Raw genomic sequence first — 19,233 nt, forward strand, 5'->3', positions numbered from 1 at the left:
CGCCACCCTAGGAGCCCCCGGTCGGAATCGAACCGACGACATCCTGTTTACAAGACAGGTGCTCTGGCCAACTGAGCTACAGGGGCGCGGACATCAGCATACCGGTTGCCGTCTGACAGGCCGAAACGCCCTTTACCGGGCGCTCGCCTTGGCAGTTGCGGAAAAAAGACCTACGGTGACCAGCGTGTGGCTCACCACACTGTTCCTCCCACTCGGATCGTCCGGCACGTTCCTGCCGGTGGAAAGGAAGTAGATTCACCATGGCTACGGTCACGTACGACAAGGCGTCCCGGATTTATCCCGGACAGGAGCGCCCCGCGGTCAACGAGCTCAGCCTCGAGATCGGCGACGGCGAGTTCCTGGTCCTGGTCGGCCCCTCCGGTTGCGGTAAGTCCACCAGCCTGCGGATGCTCGCCGGCCTCGAGGATGTGGACCGTGGTCGCATCCTGATCGAGGGCAAGGACGTCACGAACCTCCCCCCGAAGTCGCGTGACATCGCGATGGTGTTCCAGAACTACGCCCTGTACCCGCACATGTCGGTGTACGAGAACATGGCGTTCGCCCTGAAGCTGCGCAAGACCCCGAAGTCGGAGATCGACCGCCGGGTCAAGGAAGCCGCCCAGCTGCTCCAGCTCGACGAGTACCTGAGCCGCAAGCCGAAGGCGCTCTCCGGTGGCCAGCGCCAGCGTGTCGCCATGGGCCGCGCGATCGTGCGTGAGCCGCAGGTCTTCCTCATGGACGAGCCGCTGTCGAACCTCGACGCCAAGCTGCGCGTGCAGACCCGCTCGCAGATCGCCACTCTGCAGGCCAAGCTCGGCATCACCACCGTCTACGTGACCCACGACCAGGTCGAGGCCATGACGATGGGCCACCGGGTGGCGGTCATGCTCGACGGCGTGCTGCAGCAGTGCGACACCCCGCGGGCGCTGTACGACAAGCCCGGCAACGTCTTCGTCGCCGGCTTCATCGGCTCCCCGGCCATGAACATCAAGACCGTCGGCCTGACCGAGGGCGGCGCGAGCTTCGCGGAGCTGGCCGTGCCGCTGACCCGCGAGCAGGTCGCGGCCGCGCAGGGCAACGGCAAGGTGACCATCGGCTTCCGCCCCGAGGCGACCGACCTGGTCGCCCCGACCGCGGGTGGCCTGCCGATCGTCGTCGACCTGGTCGAGGACCTCGGCTCGGACGCCAACGTCTACGGCCACGCGGCGCTGGAGGGCAGCTCGGAGCGGTTCGTGGTCCGCACCGACCGGCGCAACATGCCGACCATGGGCGAGACCGTGTTCATCAAGCCGCAGACCGAGAGCGTGCACGTCTTCAACGCCACCACGGGCGAGCGCATCTGAAGCAAGTAGATCAGCGAACGGGCGGTCCCTTCAGGGGCCGCCCGTTCGGCTATCCGGCGAACCGCTGGATGATGAAGTCCGCGTCGGCGACACAGGCCAGGTGGCTGGTGTCCCAGGCACAGGTCGAGGACCGTACGTCGGCCAGCGACCCGAGCGGAACGGCCTTGTCACCGACGTGCTCCCCGGCCAGCGCGGGATCGTCCGCGGAGGTCGACAGCGCCTTGGAGAACTGCAGGGTGTTACCGGCGTCCAGCCGTCCGGCGACCCCGGCCCGGGTCCAGGCGATCCGCCCGTCGGAACCGACCAGACTGACCTGCGCCGGCGAGGTGTTCTGCGGAACGAGCACCGCCTCGCCGACCGAGACCAGGTCCTCGGCGCCCGCCACGGCACGCCGCCACACCACCCCGCCATCCGCGGCGTTGATCGCCACCACCTGCGCGGTCTTGGCGTCGGAACCGGTGGTCTCGATCAGGCAGATCCGGTCCGCCCCGCACGGCGTCAGATGCTCGAGCCGCGAGTTCGTGCTCGGCGGGGTGTAGAGCAGCTTCGGCTCCAGCTTCTTCAGGTCGTAGGCGAACAGCCGGTGCGCATCGGCGGACTCGGCCACGATCAGCCGGCCGTTGTGGGCGATGACCTTGTCGTCGGTCTGCGCCACGCTCTGCCGCGGACCGGCCACCACCTCACCGCTGTCGGCGTCTCTGACCTGCGCGGAGTCGTCGGCACCGATCTGCACGATCCGCTTGTCGTCATCAAACGGCTCGGCGAACGCAACCCCGTCGGGGCCGGCCGGACCGGCGAAGTCATCCTCGGTCGTAACGGCGACGACCTGGGTGGTGGTCTGCCCGTACTCGCTCTTGGGGTTTCGTTTTTCCCACAGGCCCTTGCCGTTGCGCGGATCGAGCCCGAGCAGCCGGCCCTCACGGCGGTCGATGAGAACCACCCGGTCGCCGGCGAACAGCACGTTGTCGTAGCCGTCCATGGCCCGTTCCCACCGCTTCTTGCCATCGTCCGCATCGAGCAGCACGACCCGCCGCTGCCCGGTGAGCGAGTCGATGCCGGTGATGGCCACAACGGCGCCGGGTATCGTGAAGAAGAACTCCCAGCGGTTGGCTGCCCCGGCCGCCGTGCTGGTCCAGGCGGTCTTACCGGTATCGGTCGCCGCCGCGACGACCCCCAGCGTGTTCGTGTCGTCAGCGCTGGCGAAATAGGCCCGGCCGTCCCGCAGCGCGGCGGCGCTGAAAGCGGAACTGACCGGCACGGCGGGCTTGATCCGGTGCAGGTCGGCGAGCGGCTCGTAGTCCAGCGCCGGATACCCCGGCCAGAACAGCGCGACAACGGTCGCGGCGGCCCCCAGCACGACGGCCGTCACGGCCGCGACAATCCAGACAAACTTCCGCTTGTACGCCGGGAGCTTGGCTCGCACCCCCGGCTCGGGATCCGGATGCGTGGACGCCAGCCACGACTGGGCACCCGGCGGCGGCACAGCACCGGAGACCGGGGCACCGGAGACCGGATGCAGAACGGGCCCGCCGCCGGCGTTCCCGAAGGCAGCAGCCTCACCCGTTGCCCAGGGATCAACCGGCTCGGCGTATTGCGGCTCCGCGCCCGGCGCCCCACCGGCGGCCACCGAGGTGGACGGCCTCGCGGGCTGCGGCGGGACGGCTGCGGCCGGCGCCGGACTGTGCGGCGGCGCAGCGGACGGCTCCGGACGGTGCGGCGGCGCAGCGGACGGCTCCGGACGGTGCGGCGGCGAGCCGGACGGCTCCGGATGCTGTGGCGGCGCGGCCGCTTGGCTGGGCTGCGGCGAGGCCGCCTCCGCCTCCGTGGAGATCGCCCCGGCGGAGGTGAGTTGCATGGCCTCTGTGCCCAGCAGCTTCGGTGCATCGCCGTCGGCCATGGGAGCGGGATGGGTCATGGTGTCGGTGATCGGGGGCACCGCCGCCGGACGCATCGGCGCAGCCGGGGTCGCCGCGTTGTCCGGCGTTCCGGCGCCCACCGGCCCGGCTTGGACGGCCGCCTCAACGGGCGCTCCAGCGCCCACCCCCGCAGCCTGGACCGCCGCATCACCCGGCGCCCCAGCGCCCACCGTCGCGCCGCCGCTCACCGGCTTCGCCCCGGCTTCCGCGGTGTCCCGCGTTCGCGCGTCCACCGGCTCTGCGGGGGCCGCCGCTTTGTCGGCCGCAGCGACCACGATGATCGCGCCCTCAGCCACCGGCAGCTCGGGCTGTTCCAGCACCGTCGGAGCGATACCCAGCTCCCCGTGCAGCAGCCGGGCCACCAACGGCACCCGCGAAGACCCACCGACCAGGAACAACCCGGCCAGCTCAGTCGGCGCCACCCCAGCCGCCCGGATCACCGCGCCCGCCTCGGCCACCCCACGCCACAGCAGCGGCCCAGCCGCGGCCTCGAATTCGTCCCGGGTCAGATGCGCCGCATGCTCCACGCCCGGCACCGGCACCGGAGCGAGCGCCGTACGGGAAAGCATCTCCTTGGCCCCGCGAACGTCCTCCCAGAACTGCCGCCGCGCCCGCCACTGGGCCAGCGTGACCGGCTCGACCAACGCCGCCCACGCGCCCGGCTCGCTGCCGCTCAGCTCGGCGCCGAGATGCTCGACCAGCGCCGCATCAAGGTCGAGCCCGCCCAGGTCGTCGATACCGCCGGACGCGGCCACCGCGAACCGGGGCAGTCCCTCGGGCGTGACCCCCTCGTTGCGGACGACGGCGATGTCCAGCGTGCCGCCACCGAAGTCGAAGACAGCCAGCGCCGATCCGACCGGCACCGGGCGGCGCAGTACGTCCACGAAGTAACGCGCCGCCGCGACCGGCTCGGGCAGCAGCTGCGTGGCCGGCGGCCAACCGGCTCTGGCCAGCGCCGTCGTCAGGACCTCGCGACGCCGCGCGCCCCAGGCCGCCGGATAGGTCAGCACGGCCGGCGGCAGGAAGCCGGTGGCCGCGACGGCTTCCCGGGCCACCGCGCCGAGCAGCGCCGCCAGCAGGTCAGCCGTCGGCACCTCGGTGTCGCCGAGCAGGACGGTCTCCGCGTCGACGTGCCGTTTCGGGTTCGGTTCCAGCCGGCCCGGCTCGGCCTGACCGAGCCGGACCGCGTCCCGGCCGACGTGCAGCCGGCCGGTGGTGTCCAGGTAGACCGCGGAGGGCAGCAGCGGCTGGCCGTCGAAGAGCAACGGCCGGGTGCGGCCGTCCGGCCGGCGCAGCATCGCCACCGTGTGCGACGTGCCGAGGTCGACGCCGAGCAGCCAACCGCCGCGCGCCAAGCCGTCGGTCATGCCCTGCTCCTCCGCGCCACGGTCCACTCGGCCCGTCACGTTACAGGCAGGCCGCGACTACCCGTAGATGCGGCGGCGGGACACTTCGGCGAGGGTGACCGCGGCGGCGACGCTGGCGTTCAGCGACTCCACCTCGGACATCATCGGGATGCTCACCCGCAGGTCGCAGGTCTCGCCGACCAGCCGGGACAGGCCCCGGCCCTCGGAGCCGACGACCACCAGCAGCGGGCCGACAGCGACCTCGAGCTGGTAGAGGTCGGTCTCGCCGTCCGCGTCCAGGCCGATCGCGGTGAAGCCGGCCTGCTGGGCCGCCTTGATCGAGCGGGTCAGGTTGACCACCTGGGACACCGGCACCCGCGCGGCCGCGCCGGCGCTGGTGCGCCACGCGGTCGCCGTGATGCCCGCTGCCCGGCGCTCGGTCATGAAGACGCCGTGCGCACCGAACGCGGCCACCGAGCGGATCACCGCACCCAGGTTGCGCGGGTCGGTCACCCCGTCGAGGGCCACCAGCAGCGGCGCGGTCTGCTCCATCGCCGCGGCCACGAGGTCGTCGAAATTCTCGTACGCGAACGGGGGCACCTGCAGCCCGACACCCTGGTGCAGGACGCCGCCGGTCATCCGGTCGAGCTCGAGCCGGCTGATCTCCAGGATCGGGATGCCCCGGTCCCCGGCCGTGCGGACGATCTCGACGACCCGGTCATCAAGATCGATACCCTGCGCCACGTACAGGGCCGTCGCCGGGATGGACGCGCGCAGCGCCTCGTTCACCGGGTTGCGGCCGAGCAGCAGCTCGGGACCTTCCCGGGTCGGGTTGCTCTTGCGTCCGGGGGCGATCCGGGGACCGGTGCGCCCCTGCGCGCGGTTGCCGCGCTGCTGGGCCGGCCGGCCGGTGGTGCCCCGGCCGCCGCCGCGACCCCAGGTGGTGTCCTTGGTGCCCGGGATGCCGACCTTGGGCGCGCGGCCCTCGGCGGCGGCGGCGCGCCGTTCCTTCTCCTGCTTGCGCGCCGTCTTGTCGGGGAGCTTCTCCGTGCCGGAGTAGCCCTTGTGCCACGGCCGCTCGTCGGCGGGCAGCGTCTTGCCCCGGCCCTTGAGGCCCGAGCTCGACCTGTTCTTACCGCCGGAGCCGGCGGTGGCGCCCTTCTTGGCCGACACGCGCTTGCTCACATTGAACGAATTACCCGGCATCAGTGCTGCTCTCCTACCGTCCAGCGCGGCCCGGCCGGAGTGTCCTCCACCTGAACTCCCGCGTGTTTCAACTGGTCGCGGACCGAGTCGGCCGCCGCCCAGTCCTTGCGTGCGCGCGCCTGCGCGCGCTGCTCGAGTGCGAGCGCCACCAGCGAGTCGACGATCGGCTTGAGGTCGCCGCCCTCGTCGCCGCTGCGCCAGGCGTCGTCGAGCGGGTCCAGCCCCAGTACGCCCAGCATCGCCCTGACCTCGGTCAGCGCGGCGCGCACGCCGGTCTCGTCGCTCGCGGCCAGCGCGGTGTTGCCCTCACGGATCGTGTCGTGCACGACGGCCAGCGCCGCCGAGGTGTTCAAGTCGTCGTTCATCGCCGCGGCGAAGGCCGGCGGCACGTCCTTCGGCCGGCCGGAGCCGACGACCTCGACCGCCCGCTGCACGAAACCCTCGATCCGGCGGTACGCCGTGGCGGCCTCGCGCAGCGCCTCGTCGGAGTAGTCGATGCGGGAGCGGTAGTGCGGCACGCCCAGGTAGTAGCGCAGCTCGACCGGGCGGATGCCCATGGCCAGCACCGCCTGCACGTCGATCACGTTGCCCAGCGACTTGCTCATCTTGGCCTCGCCGAGGTTGAGCAGCGCGTGGTGCACCCAGTAGCGGGCGAACGACAGCCCGGCCGAGTGCGACTGGGCGATCTCGTTCTCGTGGTGCGGGAAGGTCAGGTCGAGGCCGCCGCCGTGGATGTCGAACTCGGCGCCGAGGTAGCGCCGGGCCATCGCGGAGCACTCGATGTGCCAGCCGGGCCGGCCGCGGCCCCACGGGGAGGCCCAGGACGCGTCGCCCGGCTCGTCGGCCTTGACGCCCTTCCACAGAGCGAAGTCGGCCGGGTGGCGCTTGCCGCGCTCCGGGGCCTCGCCGGCGGAGAGCATGTCCTCCGGACGCTGCCCGGACAGCGAGCCGTACTCGCGGTAGCTGGGGACGTCGAAGTACACGTCGCCGGTGCCCTCGGCCGACACGTACGCGTGCCCGCGCTCGATCAGCTCGGCGATCAGCTCGTGCATCTCGGTGATGTGGCCGGTGGCCAGCGGCTCGTACGTCGGTGGCAGCACGTTGAGGGAGCGGTAGTCGGCGTCGAGGACGAGCTTGTTCGCGTACGCGATCGCCCAGAAGGGGCGGCCCGTCTCCAGCGACTTCACCAGGATCTTGTCGTCCACGTCGGTGATGTTGCGGACGAAGGTCACGTCGAGGCCGATGTGCAGCAGCCAGCGCCGCAACATATCGTAGTTGACCGCGGACCGCAGGTGACCGATGTGCGGCACCGACTGGACGGTGAGGCCGCACAGGTAGATACCGACCTGACCGGGCGTCATCGGGACGAAGTCCCGGACGGATCGGGTCGCGGTGTCATGCAGGCGGAGCGTCACCGTACAAGGGTACCGACCTCCGCCACGAAGTAACCTCCCGCCCGAGTGACGCCGGGCGGGAGGTTATCCACAAGCTCGTCCACAGCCGCTCAGGGGCGGGTCATCCGGAGCACGTCGAGGGCCGTGTCGAGCTGTTCCTCGGTCAGCGTGCCGTTCGCCACGTGACCGCGCTCGATGACGACGGCGCGGATGGTCTTGTCCTCCTTGAGGGCCTGCTTGGCGATCGCCGCGGCCTCGTCGTAGCCGAGGAAGCGGTTGAGCGGCGTGACGATGGACGGCGAGCCCTCGGCGTACCCGCGGACCACGTCCTTGTTGACCTCGAGCCCGTCGACGCAGCGGTCGGCGAGCATCCGGGCGGCCGCGGCCAGCAGCTTGATCGACTCCAGCAGGTTGCGGGCCATCACCGGCAGCATGACGTTGAGCTCGAAGTCGCCCTGGGTGCCGGCGAAGGCGACCGCCGCGTCGTTGCCGATGACCTGGGCCACGACCTGGCGGACCGACTCGGGCACCACCGGGTTCACCTTGCCCGGCATGATCGACGAGCCCGGCTGCAGATCGGGCAGACGCAGCTCGCGCAGGCCGGCCCGCGGTCCCGAGCCCATCCAGCGGATGTCGTTCACGATCTTGTAGAGGCTCACCGCGACGACCCGCAGCTGCCCGGACGCCTCGACCAGCGCGTCCCGGGCCCCCTGGGCCTCGAAGTGGTTGCGCGCCTCGCTCAGCGGCAGCCCGGTCATCTCCTTGAGCAGCGAGATCACCGCGGGCGCGAAGCCGGGCGGGGTGTTCACCCCGGTGCCGACCGCGGTGCCACCCAGCGGCAGCTCGGCCAGCCGGGGCAGGGTGTCGGTGACCCGGTCGATGCCGTACTGGATCTGCGCCGCGTACCCGGAGAACTCCTGACCCAGGGTGACCGGGGTCGCGTCCATGAGGTGCGTGCGGCCGGACTTGACGACCTGCGACCAGTCGTTGGCCTTCGCGCTCAGCGCGACCACGAGGTGGTCCAGGGCCGGGATCAGGCTGCTGGTCATCGCCTCGGTGGCGGCCAGGTGGATCGACGAGGGGAACACGTCGTTGCTGGACTGCGACGCGTTGACGTGGTCGTTGGGGTGCACCGGCCGGCCCAGCGCACGGGTCGCCAGCTCGGCGATGACCTCGTTGGTGTTCATGTTGGACGATGTGCCGGAGCCCGTCTGGAACACATCGATCGGGAACTGGTCGTCGTAGCCACCGTCGGCGACGTGCGCGGCGGCCGTCACGATGGCCTTGGCCAGGTCGTCCTCCAGCACCCCCAGCGACGCGTTGACCTGGGCGGCCGCGCCCTTGATCTGGGCCAGGGCCCGGATGTGCGCGGGTTCGAGCCCGCGTCCGGAGATCGGGAAGTTCTCCACCGCCCGCTGGGTCTGCGCCCGCCAGAGGGCGTCGGCCGGGACCCGGACCTCGCCCATGGTGTCGCGTTCGATCCGGTAACCACTCTCGTCAGTCGTCGTCACGCTTCCATCCTGCCCCCGCCGGCCGGGGTCCGCAGTTGATCCGGGCCACTGTCGAGCCCGGCCAGCCGCCGTTCGACGTCGTGGCGCTCGGGCACGCCCATCCGGGCGAACATGGCCAGCGCCTGCTCCAGGAGCCGACGGGCGGACCCTGGGTCGCCCTCGGCGAGATGGACCGCGGCCCGGCCGGACAGAGCCAGTGCCCACTCGTACGGGAACCGCGTGCGGGCCAGCCGCAGCGCGTCCTCGCAGCTCTCCCGGGCCGCGCCGACCTCCCCGACGGCAAGCAGGAACTCACCGCGGTACGTGCGGCAGAGCGACTCGTACCGTTCGTGGCGGATGCGCTCGGCGATGGTGATCGCCCGCGCCACCAGCTCGAGTGCCGGTCCGGTACGGCCCTCGGCGTGCTCCAGCCGGGCCAGGTCGGCCAGCGCCTGCCCCTCGACCATCGCGTATCCGGCCGAGCTGCTCAGCCGCAGAGCCGCGGTGACCATCCGCCGCGCGGTGGCGACGGTGGCCAGGCCGGCCTGCCACTTGATCATGCCGATGGAGTGCAGCACCGAGGCCAGCCCGACGGAGTCGCGCATCTCGATCGCCAGTTGCAGCCGGAGCCGGAAGTTGTGCAGCGCCGGGCCGTACCGGCCGAGCCGGGCGTGCCCGATGCCGATCGCGTTACGGCGCAGCGCCAGGCCCATCCGCTCCTCCGGGGTGCGCATGCCGATCCGCAGGACTTCCTCCGACAACACGATCATCTCGGCGAAGCGGCCCTCCGTCTCCTCGATGACCGCGAGGTTGCCCATCGACCGGGACACCCCACGATCGTCGCCCAGCTTCCGGCCGATCCGAACGGCCAGCTCCAGCAGGGCCCGGGCCTCGTCCCGGCGACCGAGACGTTGCGCCGACGAGGCCAGATAGTTGGCACACATGGCCACTGTCGGCTCGTCGCCGAACTGCTGGGCCGCCTTCAGCCCACGGCGCAGCAACAGGTCGAGTTCCGGCACGTAGCCGCGGGAGTAGAGATACCGCCAGGCCGCCCGCGGCAATCGCCACACCCATTCCGGCTGGTCGACGGCCATCGCGGTCGCGGCGAACGCCGCCAGGTTCGGCCGTTCGCGTTCCAGGTGGGCGACGGGGTCCGCGAGAGCGGCGGCCAGATCGGGACGGCGGGGCGACCCGAGATCGAGGTCGGCCATCGTGACCGCGCGCTGCGGGCCGTCGATCGCCGCCACGAACGCGTGCAGGTGGAAGTCGAGGAGCCGGGCCACCGCGCCCCGGCGGTCCTCGGCGGACAGGTCGGCCGCGAGGACAGCCGCGTACTCGCGCAGGAGGTCGTGCAGCCGGTAGACCTCCGGCTCGGGTTCCTCCACGAGGTGCACGTCGAGCAGGTCGTCCAGCAGGTCCCGGGCCGACGCCAAGGGCTCGTCCGCGAGCGCCGCGGCGGCGAGTGCCTCGAACCGCTCACCGGGGTGCAACCCGAGCAGCCGGAACATCCGCTGCGCCCGTTCCGGCAGCTGCCCGTACGACAGGGCGAACGCGCTCGCCACCGTACGGTCCTCGGCGGCCAGTTCGGGCAGCACCGCGTCGCCCAGCCGGCGCAGCAGGTCGGCGACCTGCCAGCGGGGCCGGTGGGCGAGCCGGGCACCGGCGAGCCGGATGGCCAGCGGCAGCCGCCCGCAACGCCGGACCACCTCGAGGGCGGCCTCGGGCTCCGCGGCGACCCGCGCCCCGACGATCCGCGCCAGCAGCGCCACCGCCTCGGCGTCGTCGAGCACCGGCAGCGACTCGGGCTGCACGCCGTCCAGCCCGGCCAGCCGGCGCCGGCTGGTGATCAGCACCAGCGTGCGGCCGGACGCCGGGAGCAGCGGCAGGACCTGGGCCGTCGAGGCGGCGTTGTCCAGCACGACGATGGACCGGCGGGTGGCCAGCTCGCCCCGCCACAGCCGGATGCGCTCGTCCAGGTGGTCGGGGATGTGGTCGGCCGGCACACCGAGCTGCCGGAGCAGCGTCACGAGGGCCGCCTCGGGGCGCAGGGGTCGTTCATCGCTGTGACCCAGCAGGTCGACGAAGAGGCTCGCATCGGGGAAGCGGCCCCGGAGCAGCCCGGCGAGGTGGACCGCGAAAGTCGTCTTGCCGCTGCCCGCCATCCCGTCGATGACCCGGACGGCGGGCAGCGGGCCGGCGCTGTCCATGGTCGCCAGCAGGCGGCCGGTCAGTTCGTCCCGGCCGGTGAAGTCACCGACCACCCGCGGCAGGCTGTCCACCGGTTCCGGGCCGGGCGCGGGCCGCTGCGGGGCGGCCGGCTCACCGAGCAGGATCTGCCGATGCACCTCCTGCAGGGCCGCACCCGGCTCGATGCCCAGTTCCTCGCGCACGAGCTCGCGGAAACGGCGGTACTCGGCCAGGGCTCCGGCCTGGCGCCCGGCCCGGTGCAGCGCCAGCATCAGTTGCGCGCGCAGCCGTTCCCGCAACGGGAACCGCTCGACGTGCCCGGTCAGCTCGGCGAGCAGATCCGGGTCCCGGCCGGCGGCCAGGTCCAGGTCCACCCGGTCCTCGACAGCCGAGGCGTACTGCTCGTCGAGCACCGCGCCGCGCTGCCGGACAGCCGGCACGTCCAGGCCCATCAGCACCGGCCCGCGCCAGAGCCCCAGAGCCTCCCGGAAGAGTTTGCGAGCCGCCGCGGCGTCCCCGCCCGCGGCCACGGCCCGGGCCTGACTGATCATCCGCGTGAAGACAGCAGCGTCTAGGTCCTCGTCCCCGCACCCGATGCCGTAACCGCCCGGGTCGGTGCGGATGACGTCCGGCCCCAGCGTCCGGCGCAATCGGGACACGCAGGTCTGCAGCTGACCGCGCGCCGTCACCGGCGGCCGGTCCGGCCACACCGCGTCGATCAGCTCCTCGAAACCGACGATCCGGCCCGGGTGCAGCAGCAGCATCGCCAGCACCACGCGGTCGCGGCCGGCGGTTATCGCGACCTCACGCCCGGCGGCGGTCACCGACAGCGGCCCGAGAATGCCGAAGCGCATCAGCGCCGGCCCCGTGCACCGTCGAGCCCGGCCAGCTGCCGTACGACGTCGAACCGGTCCGGCGAGCTCATCCGCTCGAAGATGTCCAGCGCCTGCTGCCAGTACCGGCGGGCGGCTTCCTGGTCCTGGGCCGCCGCGCACTCGCCCAGGCCGGCGAGCGCACGGGCCTGCTCGTACGGCATCGCCGTCCGCCGGGCCAGGGACAGAGCGGACAGCCAGCTGTCCCGGGCGCCGGCCCGATCCCCGCTGCCCAGCAGCGCGGCGGCGAAATCGTTGGACGCCGTGACCAGAGCCGGGTCAGCACCCCGCTCGCGGATGAGCCCCAGGGCTTTCGTGTGATGGGCGACCGACTCCGCGTACCGGCCCTGGGCCTGAGCCACCCGGCCGAGCTCGTTGCGGGCCTCCCACTCGCCCACCCGGTAACCGACGCGCACCGCGGTGTGCAGCGCCGCCCGCAGCAGGCGTTCGGCCGGCCCGGTGGCGCCGAGCACCTGACGGATCTGCGCCACGGTCACCAGGGCGTTGCAGAGCCGGCGGTTGTCACCCGACTCGATCGCTGTCAGCAGTCCCCGGCGGGCCAGCCGCAAGGCGTCGTCGTTGCGGCCCAGCGAGAACGTGATGATGGCCAGGTTGACCATTCTCGAGCTGCGCCCCTTGGCATCGGAGCTGCGCATCCCGGCCGCATTGGCCCAGGCCGCGTCGGCCAGGGCCTCCTCGCTGCGGCCGAGCCGCATCAGGATGCCGGCCCGGTTGGCCCGGCTGCGCGACTCACCGAGGACGTTGCCGGACTGCTGATCCCGGGCGACCGCCGCGTCGACGAGTCGCAGCGCCTCCTCGTGCCGTCCCCTCCGGTAGTAGCCGGCGGCCAGATAGTTGTTGGTGGCGGCGACTCCACGGATGTCGCCGGCCGCCTCCGCTACCGTGCGGCCCAGCGACAGGACGGCGATGAGGTCGTCGGTGTAGCTGCGCTCGTGCAGGAATTTCCAGTTCACCCGGGCCAACTGCCAGGCACGCTCCGGGAAGCCGGCCTGGGCCGCGGCCGACACCAACCCCACCAGGTCGGGCCGTTGCCACTCCAGCCACTGGGGATCCGCCGTCGCCCGGCTGACCAGGTCCGGCCGCGCCGGTTCGGCATCCGGGTAGTCGTGCCGGGCGACCTCGATCTCGCCGTCCCGGCTGATCGTCGCGGTGGTGTGCAGGTGCAGGTCGACGAGACCGCGGAGCGCGGTCCGGCGCTCGGCGGACGGTACGTGGGCGGCCAGGGTGGCGGCGTACTGGCGGACCAGGTCGTGCAGCCGGTAACGGTCGGGCGCGGGCTCGTCGACCAGGTGTACGTCCACCAGGTCGTCCAGCACGTCCTGGGCGTCGCGCAGCGGGAGGTCACTGAGCGCGGCCACCGACAGCGCGCCGAACCGCTCGGCCGGGTGCAGGCCCAGCAGCCGGAACACCCGCTGGACCGGCGCGCGCAGTTGCCCGTACGTCATGGCGAACGCGCTGGCCACCGTCCGGTCCTCGGCGGCCAGTTCGGGCAGCGCCGACTCGCCCAGCCGGCCGACCAGGTCGGCCACCTGCCAGCGCGGCCGGTGGGCGAGTCGCGCCCCTGCCAGGCGGATGGCCAGCGGGAGGTGACCACATCGCCGGACCACCTCCGCGGCGGCGGCCGGCTCCGCGCCGACCCGGTCACCGACGATGCGGGCCAGCAGGGCGACCGCCTCCGGCTCGGACAGCACGCTCAGCGATTCCGGCCGCACCGCGTCCAGGCCGATCAGCCGGCGCCGGCTGGTGACCAGCACCAGAACCCGGCCGGAGGCCGGCAACAGCGGCACGACCTGGGCGGTGGAGGCAGCGTTGTCCAGCACGACCAGAGCCCTCCGGCGCGCCAGTTCGGCCCGCCACAGCTGGATCCGCTCATCCAGGTCGTCCGGGATCCGGTCGGCCGCCATCCCGAGCTGGCGCAGCAGAGTGACCAGCGCGGCGGCCGGCTCGACCGGCCGGCTGGCGCTGTGCCCGTGCAGGTCGATGAAGAGCCGGGCATCCGGGAAGCGGTCCCGGACCAGGCCGGCGAGGTGGACGGCGAGCGTCGTCTTGCCGCTGCCCGCCATCCCGTCCAGCACCCGGATCTGCGGCCGGCCCGGATCGGCGGCGCCGACGGCGGCGAGCAGGCGGGACACCAGTTCCTCGCGGCCGGTGAAGTCGCCGACGGCCCGGGGCACGCTGTCGACCGGTCCGGCCGGGGCTGGGCCCGACGCCTCGACCCGGCCGGCGAGGATGCGCTGGTGCAGGTCACGCAGCGCCGGGCCGGGTTCGATGCCGAGCTCCGCCCGGAACAGCGCCACGGCCCGCCGGTACTCCGCGAGCGCATCCGCCCGCCGGCCCACCCGACAGAGCGTCAGCATCAGCTGGGTGCGCAGCCGCTCCCGGAGCGGGAACTGCTCGACCAGCCCGGTCAGCTCCGCCACCAGGTCGCGGTCGTGACCACCGGCCAGGTCCAGGTCGATCCGGTCCTCGAGCACCATCGCGTACTGCTCGTCCAGGACCGACGCCTGCCGGCGGACCATCGGGCTGTCGATGCCGGCCAGCACCGGGCCGCGCCACAGGTCGAGGGCCTCCCGCAACAGCTTGCGGGCGTCATCGGGCTCGTCCGCCGCGCCGGCCGCGGTCACCAGCCGGGCGAACTCGGCGGCGTCCAGGGCGGCCCCGTCGATGCTGATCCCGTACCCGGCCGGATCGGTGAGGATCCGGTCCGGCGGCAACGTCCGGCGCAGCCGGGAGACGCACGTCTGCAACTGTCCGCGTGCCGTGGCAGGTGGCCGCTCTTCCCAGACCGCGTCGATCAGCTCGCCGACACCCACGATCCGGCCCGGTCGCAGCAGCAACATCGCCAGGACGACCCGGTCACGACCTGCGGTTATCGCCATCTCGCGCCCGTCGGCGGTCACGGACAGCGGTCCCAGGATGCGGAACGTCAGCAGCACGTGCACCACCGCCGGCTGACCCGGCGGTCCGCGCGGGTCGGACGCAGGCCTGGTCGCACAGGAGGTACACCTCATCTCCGGAGGTCGATCGGCATCGACCATAGCCGAATCCGACTCGCGGACCGGCCCGCGCCGAGAGCGGAACGACAGCGGAACGAGAGCGCCCCGCGTCATGCTCTGCGGCAGGCCGTTCCGCTCCGATGTCCTACATCGCCCCAGAGGAGCGGAACGGCCCTACGGGGGGTGTTCAGCTCGTCCGCGACAATGTCGCGGACGAGCTGTTCGCGTTCCGGCGCCGGACGCCGGTTGGACGTCACCCGGGCCGGAACGTATCGTCGCCAGGGGTTTGGACTTCCCCGACGAACAGGATCTTTGTCATGCGAACCGCCCTCACCGCTGTCTGGATCGCCTGCGTGCTGCTCACCGCGGCCGCCTGCAGCAGCGACGACAACGGCGCCGAGCCGATCGCCGAAGCACCTGTGGCGGAGGCGCCCGCGTCGGTGACCAGCACCGTGCCGGAGCCGGACTACGAAGCCAGCGACCGCAAGGTCTGCGCGACGCTCACCAAGGTCTTCGACGCGGACGTGGCCCAGTTCGGCACCGCGATGGGCAAGATGATCGCCTACAAGGAGGCGAAGCAGACCCCCGAGGCGGAGCAGGCCCGCAAGTCGGCCAGCAAGGAGCTCAAGGAGGTCGCCGCCAAGGTGCGCAAGGCGACCGCGGACGCCGAGAACCCCGAGCTCAAGCAGGCGGGCGCGGTGTCGGCGACGAAGTTCGCCAAGAGCGCCGACGACAAGGCCCTCTTCGACAAGGTGAAGACCACCAAGGACCTGGACCGGACGCTGGCGACCAAGATGCCCGACTGGATGGACCCGGTGGCCGGTCTCTGCGGCAGCTGAGCGGCCGGCTCTACCGCCGGCCGATGCTCAGCACCGGCTTGGTGACCTCGGCGAAGAAGTCGTTGCCCTTGTCGTCCACGACGATGAAGGCCGGGAAGTCCTCGACCTCGATCTTCCAGACCGCTTCCATGCCGAGCTCCGGATACTCCAGGACCTCGACGTGGCGGATGCAGTCCTGGGCCAGCCGGGCCGCCGGGCCGCCGATCGAGCCCAGGTAGAAGCCGCCGTGGCTCTGGCAGGCGCTGGTCACCTGGCCGGAGCGGTTGCCCTTGGCCAGCATCACCAGGGAGCCGCCCGCGGCCTGGAACTTCTCCACGTAGGCGTCCATCCGGCCGGCGGTCGTGGGGCCGAAGGAGCCCGACGCGTAGCCCTCGGGGGTCTTGGCCGGGCCCGCGTAGTAGACCGCGTGGTCGCGCAGGTACTGCGGCATCGGCTCGCCGGCGTCGAGGCGTTCGGCGATCTTCGCGTGCGCGATGTCGCGGGCGACGACCAGCGGGCCGGTCAGCGACAGCCGGGTCTTGACCGGATACTTGCTCAGCTCGGCCCGGATCTCGGCCATCGGCCGGTTGAGGTCGACCCGGACGACCTCGTCGGTCTCCAGGTTGTCGTCGGTCACGTCGGGCAGGTAGCGGGCCGGGTCCGGCTCGAGGCGCTCCAGCCAGACGCCCGAAGGGGTGATCTTCGCCAGCGCCTGCCGGTCGGCCGAGCAGGAGACCGCGATCGCCACCGGGCAGGACGCGCCGTGCCGGGGCAGCCGGATCACCCGGACGTCGTGGCAGAAGTAGCGGCCGCCGAACTGCGCGCCGATGCCGAAGTCGCGGGTCAGCTCGAGGACGGCCGCCTCCAACTCGACGTCGCGGAAGCCGTGCGCGGACATCGAGCCGGCCCGGGGCAGGTTGTCCAGGTACTTCGCGCTGGCCAGCTTGGCGGTCTTGAGGGCGTACTCGGCGCTGGTGCCGCCGATCACGACCGCGAGATGGTACGGCGGGCAGGCAGACGTGCCGATCAGGCGCAGCTTCTCGTCCAGGAACTCCATCATCCGCGCCGGGTTCAGCAGCGCCTTGGTCTCCTGGTAGAGGTACGACTTGTTGGCCGAGCCGCCGCCCTTGGCCATGAACAGGAACTTGTACGCGTCCGGCTGGCCGCCCGGGTCCTCGGCGTAGAGCTCGATCTGGGCCGGCAGGTTGGAGCCGGTGTTGCGCTCGTCCCACATCGTCAGCGGCGCCAGCTGCGAGTAGCGCAGGTTGAGCCGGGTGTACGCCTGGTAGACGCCCTGGGCGATGGCCTGCTCGTCGGTGCCGTCGGTCAGCACGTGCCGGCCGCGCTTGCCCATCACGATCGCCGTACCGGTGTCCTGGCACATCGGCAGCACGCCGCCGGCCGCGATGTTGGCGTTGCGCAGCAGGTCCAGGGCCACGAAGCGGTCGTTCGGGGAGGCCTTCGGGTCGTCGATGATGGACCGCAGCTGGGCCAGGTGGGCCGGGCGCAGGAAGTGCGCGATGTCGTGCATGGCCTCGGCCGTCAGCAGCGTCAGCACGCTCGGGTCGACGGTGAGGAACCGCCGGCCGCCGGGCCCCTCGACCACGTCGACACCCTCGTCGGCCAGGAGTCGGTACTCGGTCAGGTCGTCACCCGTCGGCAACAGTGGCGAGTACGAGAAAGCGGCGGCTCTGCTCATGACGGGCAAGCCTAGGCCAGCGCCCGTACGAGGTGCGAACCAGCACGGTCACGGGTCGATCACTGTGCGGGCGAGGAGCCGAACGGCAGGTACGCCATGTCCCGCCCGGCGACCAGGATGAGGCCCCCCGGTCCCACCGCGAAGACCTTCGCATCGGTACGCGCTTCGGTCAGCACCCCACCCGTACGCGGGCTCAGCGCGATCACCCGGGCCGGCTTGCGCTGGGCCACCACCGCCGCGTACGGCGTCAGCGCGGCCTGCGTGTCCGCGGTGATCCCCCGCCGCCAGGCCACCTTGCCCCGGCTGAAGGACCGGGCCACCAGCGTCCGCTTGTCCTCGGTGCGGACCAGCGCGTACCGGTCGTCGACGGCGAGGACGTCCTGCCCCCGTTCGCCCCGCCAGAGCACCCGGCCGTCGTGCGCGGAGATCAGCTCCCGGCGGCCGACCGGGTCGACGCCGAGCACGACCTCGTCCCCGCCGGCCGGGTCGCGTTCCTGTTTGCAGGACGAGCCGTTGTCGGCGGTCCGCAGGTTGAGCCCGTCCCGCTGCCATACCGGCCGGCCGTTGGGCGGGTCGTGCGCGATGACGCCGTAGTAACAGGTGCCGTCGCGGGCCTGGCCGGTGACCGTGAGGACCCGGCTGCCGACCACGGCGACGCGCTGGTCCCGGGCCGGGGTTCGGGTCTGCACGACCCGGCCCTGGGCGGTGTCGATCACGTCGATCTTGCCGTCGCCGGGCAACCCGACGAGGTTGGGCAGCCGCCTCGGCCCGGCCGCCCGGCTGTCGATCTGTGCCGAGCCCAGCGGCTGGGTGTCGGGCAGGTCCGGGTTGGCGGCGTCCAGCACGAAGCCGATGCCGGGGGTGCCGATCGTCCACATCGGCTTGCTGCCGCGCGGCTCCCAGGCGCTCAGCTCGCACTCGCCGGCCTTGGGGCAGCGCAGGTCGAGGATCGCGTCGGTGTAGGTCCACACGGCGGTGGCCTGGGTGTCGCGGCGGCGGACCGCGCCGGTGGCCGGGTCCAGGACCTCGTACCCCTTGGTCAGCAGGCGCCCGACGACCACGACCGCGTCGCTGTCGCCGCCGGCGACGCCGGCCCAGTCGGCGTCCGACTTCCAGAGCCGGACCCCGGCGGTGATCCCGTACGCCTCGACGGACGTTCTGTACTCGACCACGACAGCACCGCCGCTGATGGTGACGCTGCGCGGTGACCCACCGATGGGGGTCTGCCAGGTGGCGACGCCCTCGGCGATCGGGTCGCTCTGGTTGATCCAGGACCAGATCTTCGGGAACGGGTTCCACACGCCGGTGGTGGCCAGGATGACGACGACCACGACGCCGACCAGCGCGTAGCCTTTCGCCGATCCGCCGGAAGCCACGTCGGACACGGTAACGAGATCGACAGGCCTCGACCGCCAGCCCGAAAGGCCCGTGTCGCGGGCTTATGCCCCACTTGCCGCGCGGACCAGCGGCATGGTGCGGTACGGGATCTGCTCGGCCAGCGCGATGATGGTCGACGCCCGCAGGATCCCCTCGTAGGTGACGATCTCGTCGATGACCCGTTGCAGGTCGGCGTTCGACCGGGCCACGATCCGGCACATCAGGTCCCCGCTGCCGGTGATCGTGTGCGCCTCCAGGACCTCCGGGATGTCCGCCAGGTGCGCGGTCACCGCCGGGTGGCCGTACCGCTGGCTGATCTCCAGGGTGACGAAGCTCATCACGCCGTAGCCGATCGCGGCCGGCGAGACGTCCGGGCCGAAGCCGCGGATCGCGCCCCGCGCGATCAGCTTGTCCAGCCGGGCCTGGACCGTGCCGCGGGCCACGGCAAGCCGGCGGGAGAGCTCGAGCACCCCGATCCGGGGCTCCGCCGCGAGCAGCGCGAGGAGCTTGCCGTCGAGCGCGTCCAACTGCACATCTTGTCCAGCCATAGTGCCTCAGCACTCTACCG

Annotated in this window: 11 protein-coding genes and 1 tRNA gene; 2 read left to right on the forward strand and 10 right to left on the reverse strand. The window is 72.2% G+C overall.

The genetic code is table 11. The features are described 5' to 3' along the window. Positions 1–12: 12 nt before the first annotated feature. Positions 13–86: transfer RNA gene (locus ACZ6S4_RS24475), tRNA-Thr, on the reverse strand. Positions 87–260: 174 nt separating this feature from the next. On the opposite strand from ACZ6S4_RS24475, the gene ACZ6S4_RS24480 reads away from it, so the two are divergent. Beyond that, positions 261–1,343, forward strand: a complete 1,083-nt coding sequence (locus ACZ6S4_RS24480) for an ABC transporter ATP-binding protein (RefSeq protein WP_360545978.1) — start codon at positions 261–263, stop codon at positions 1,341–1,343. Between the two features lie 49 nt (positions 1,344–1,392). Here ACZ6S4_RS24480 and ACZ6S4_RS24485 read toward each other — a convergent pair whose 3' ends face one another. The 6 genes from ACZ6S4_RS24485 to ACZ6S4_RS24510 all read right to left on the reverse strand — a co-directional run bounded on the left by ACZ6S4_RS24485 (position 1,393) and on the right by ACZ6S4_RS24510 (position 14,711). Next, positions 1,393–4,626, reverse strand: a complete 3,234-nt coding sequence (locus tag ACZ6S4_RS24485; protein ID WP_465477121.1) for an Hsp70 family protein — start codon at positions 4,624–4,626, stop codon at positions 1,393–1,395. Positions 4,627–4,683: 57 nt separating this feature from the next. Continuing rightward, the gene (rlmB, locus tag ACZ6S4_RS24490; protein WP_465477122.1) at positions 4,684–5,811 is read right to left on the reverse strand and encodes a 23S rRNA (guanosine(2251)-2'-O)-methyltransferase RlmB; all 1,128 of its coding nucleotides are present in this window, start codon (positions 5,809–5,811) and stop codon (positions 4,684–4,686) included. Further along, a complete protein-coding gene (gene cysS, locus ACZ6S4_RS24495) occupies positions 5,811–7,226 on the reverse strand; it encodes a cysteine--tRNA ligase (protein WP_465477123.1) in 1,416 nt (471 codons plus the stop codon). Before cysS ends, rlmB begins: the two co-directional genes overlap by 1 nt. An 89-nt stretch (positions 7,227–7,315) precedes the next feature. Further along, on the reverse strand, positions 7,316–8,671 hold the full coding sequence (locus ACZ6S4_RS24500) for a class II fumarate hydratase (RefSeq protein ID WP_465477186.1): 1,356 nt from the start codon (positions 8,669–8,671) through the stop codon (positions 7,316–7,318). Between the two features lie 41 nt (positions 8,672–8,712). Then, positions 8,713–11,736 (reverse strand): AfsR/SARP family transcriptional regulator, encoded by a 3,024-nt coding sequence (locus tag ACZ6S4_RS24505; protein ID WP_465477124.1) that lies wholly within the window; start codon positions 11,734–11,736, stop codon positions 8,713–8,715. Continuing rightward, entirely contained in the window at positions 11,736–14,711 is a 2,976-nt protein-coding gene (locus ACZ6S4_RS24510; RefSeq protein ID WP_465477125.1) for an AfsR/SARP family transcriptional regulator, read from the reverse strand. The genes ACZ6S4_RS24505 and ACZ6S4_RS24510 overlap by 1 nt, the downstream gene beginning before the upstream one ends. Positions 14,712–15,088: 377 nt before the next feature. On the opposite strand from ACZ6S4_RS24510, the gene ACZ6S4_RS24515 reads away from it, so the two are divergent. Then, a complete protein-coding gene (locus ACZ6S4_RS24515; RefSeq protein WP_465477126.1) occupies positions 15,089–15,610 on the forward strand; it encodes a hypothetical protein in 522 nt (173 codons plus the stop codon). Positions 15,611–15,620: 10 nt separating this feature from the next. On the opposite strand, the gene ACZ6S4_RS24520 is transcribed toward ACZ6S4_RS24515, so the two are convergent. The 3 genes from ACZ6S4_RS24520 to ACZ6S4_RS24530 all read right to left on the reverse strand — a co-directional run bounded on the left by ACZ6S4_RS24520 (position 15,621) and on the right by ACZ6S4_RS24530 (position 19,213). Next, the gene (locus ACZ6S4_RS24520; RefSeq protein ID WP_465477127.1) at positions 15,621–17,288 is read right to left on the reverse strand and encodes a fumarate hydratase; all 1,668 of its coding nucleotides are present in this window, start codon (positions 17,286–17,288) and stop codon (positions 15,621–15,623) included. A gap of 59 nt (positions 17,289–17,347) precedes the next feature. Beyond that, the gene (locus ACZ6S4_RS24525) at positions 17,348–18,664 is read right to left on the reverse strand and encodes a PQQ-binding-like beta-propeller repeat protein (protein WP_465477128.1); all 1,317 of its coding nucleotides are present in this window, start codon (positions 18,662–18,664) and stop codon (positions 17,348–17,350) included. Positions 18,665–18,727: 63 nt separating this feature from the next. Next, complete coding sequence (locus ACZ6S4_RS24530; protein ID WP_465477129.1) at positions 18,728–19,213, reverse strand: Lrp/AsnC family transcriptional regulator; 486 nt, start codon at positions 19,211–19,213, stop codon at positions 18,728–18,730. Positions 19,214–19,233 lie beyond the last annotated feature (20 nt).

It is taken from the genome of Actinoplanes sp. NPDC051405 (genome assembly GCF_055586185.1).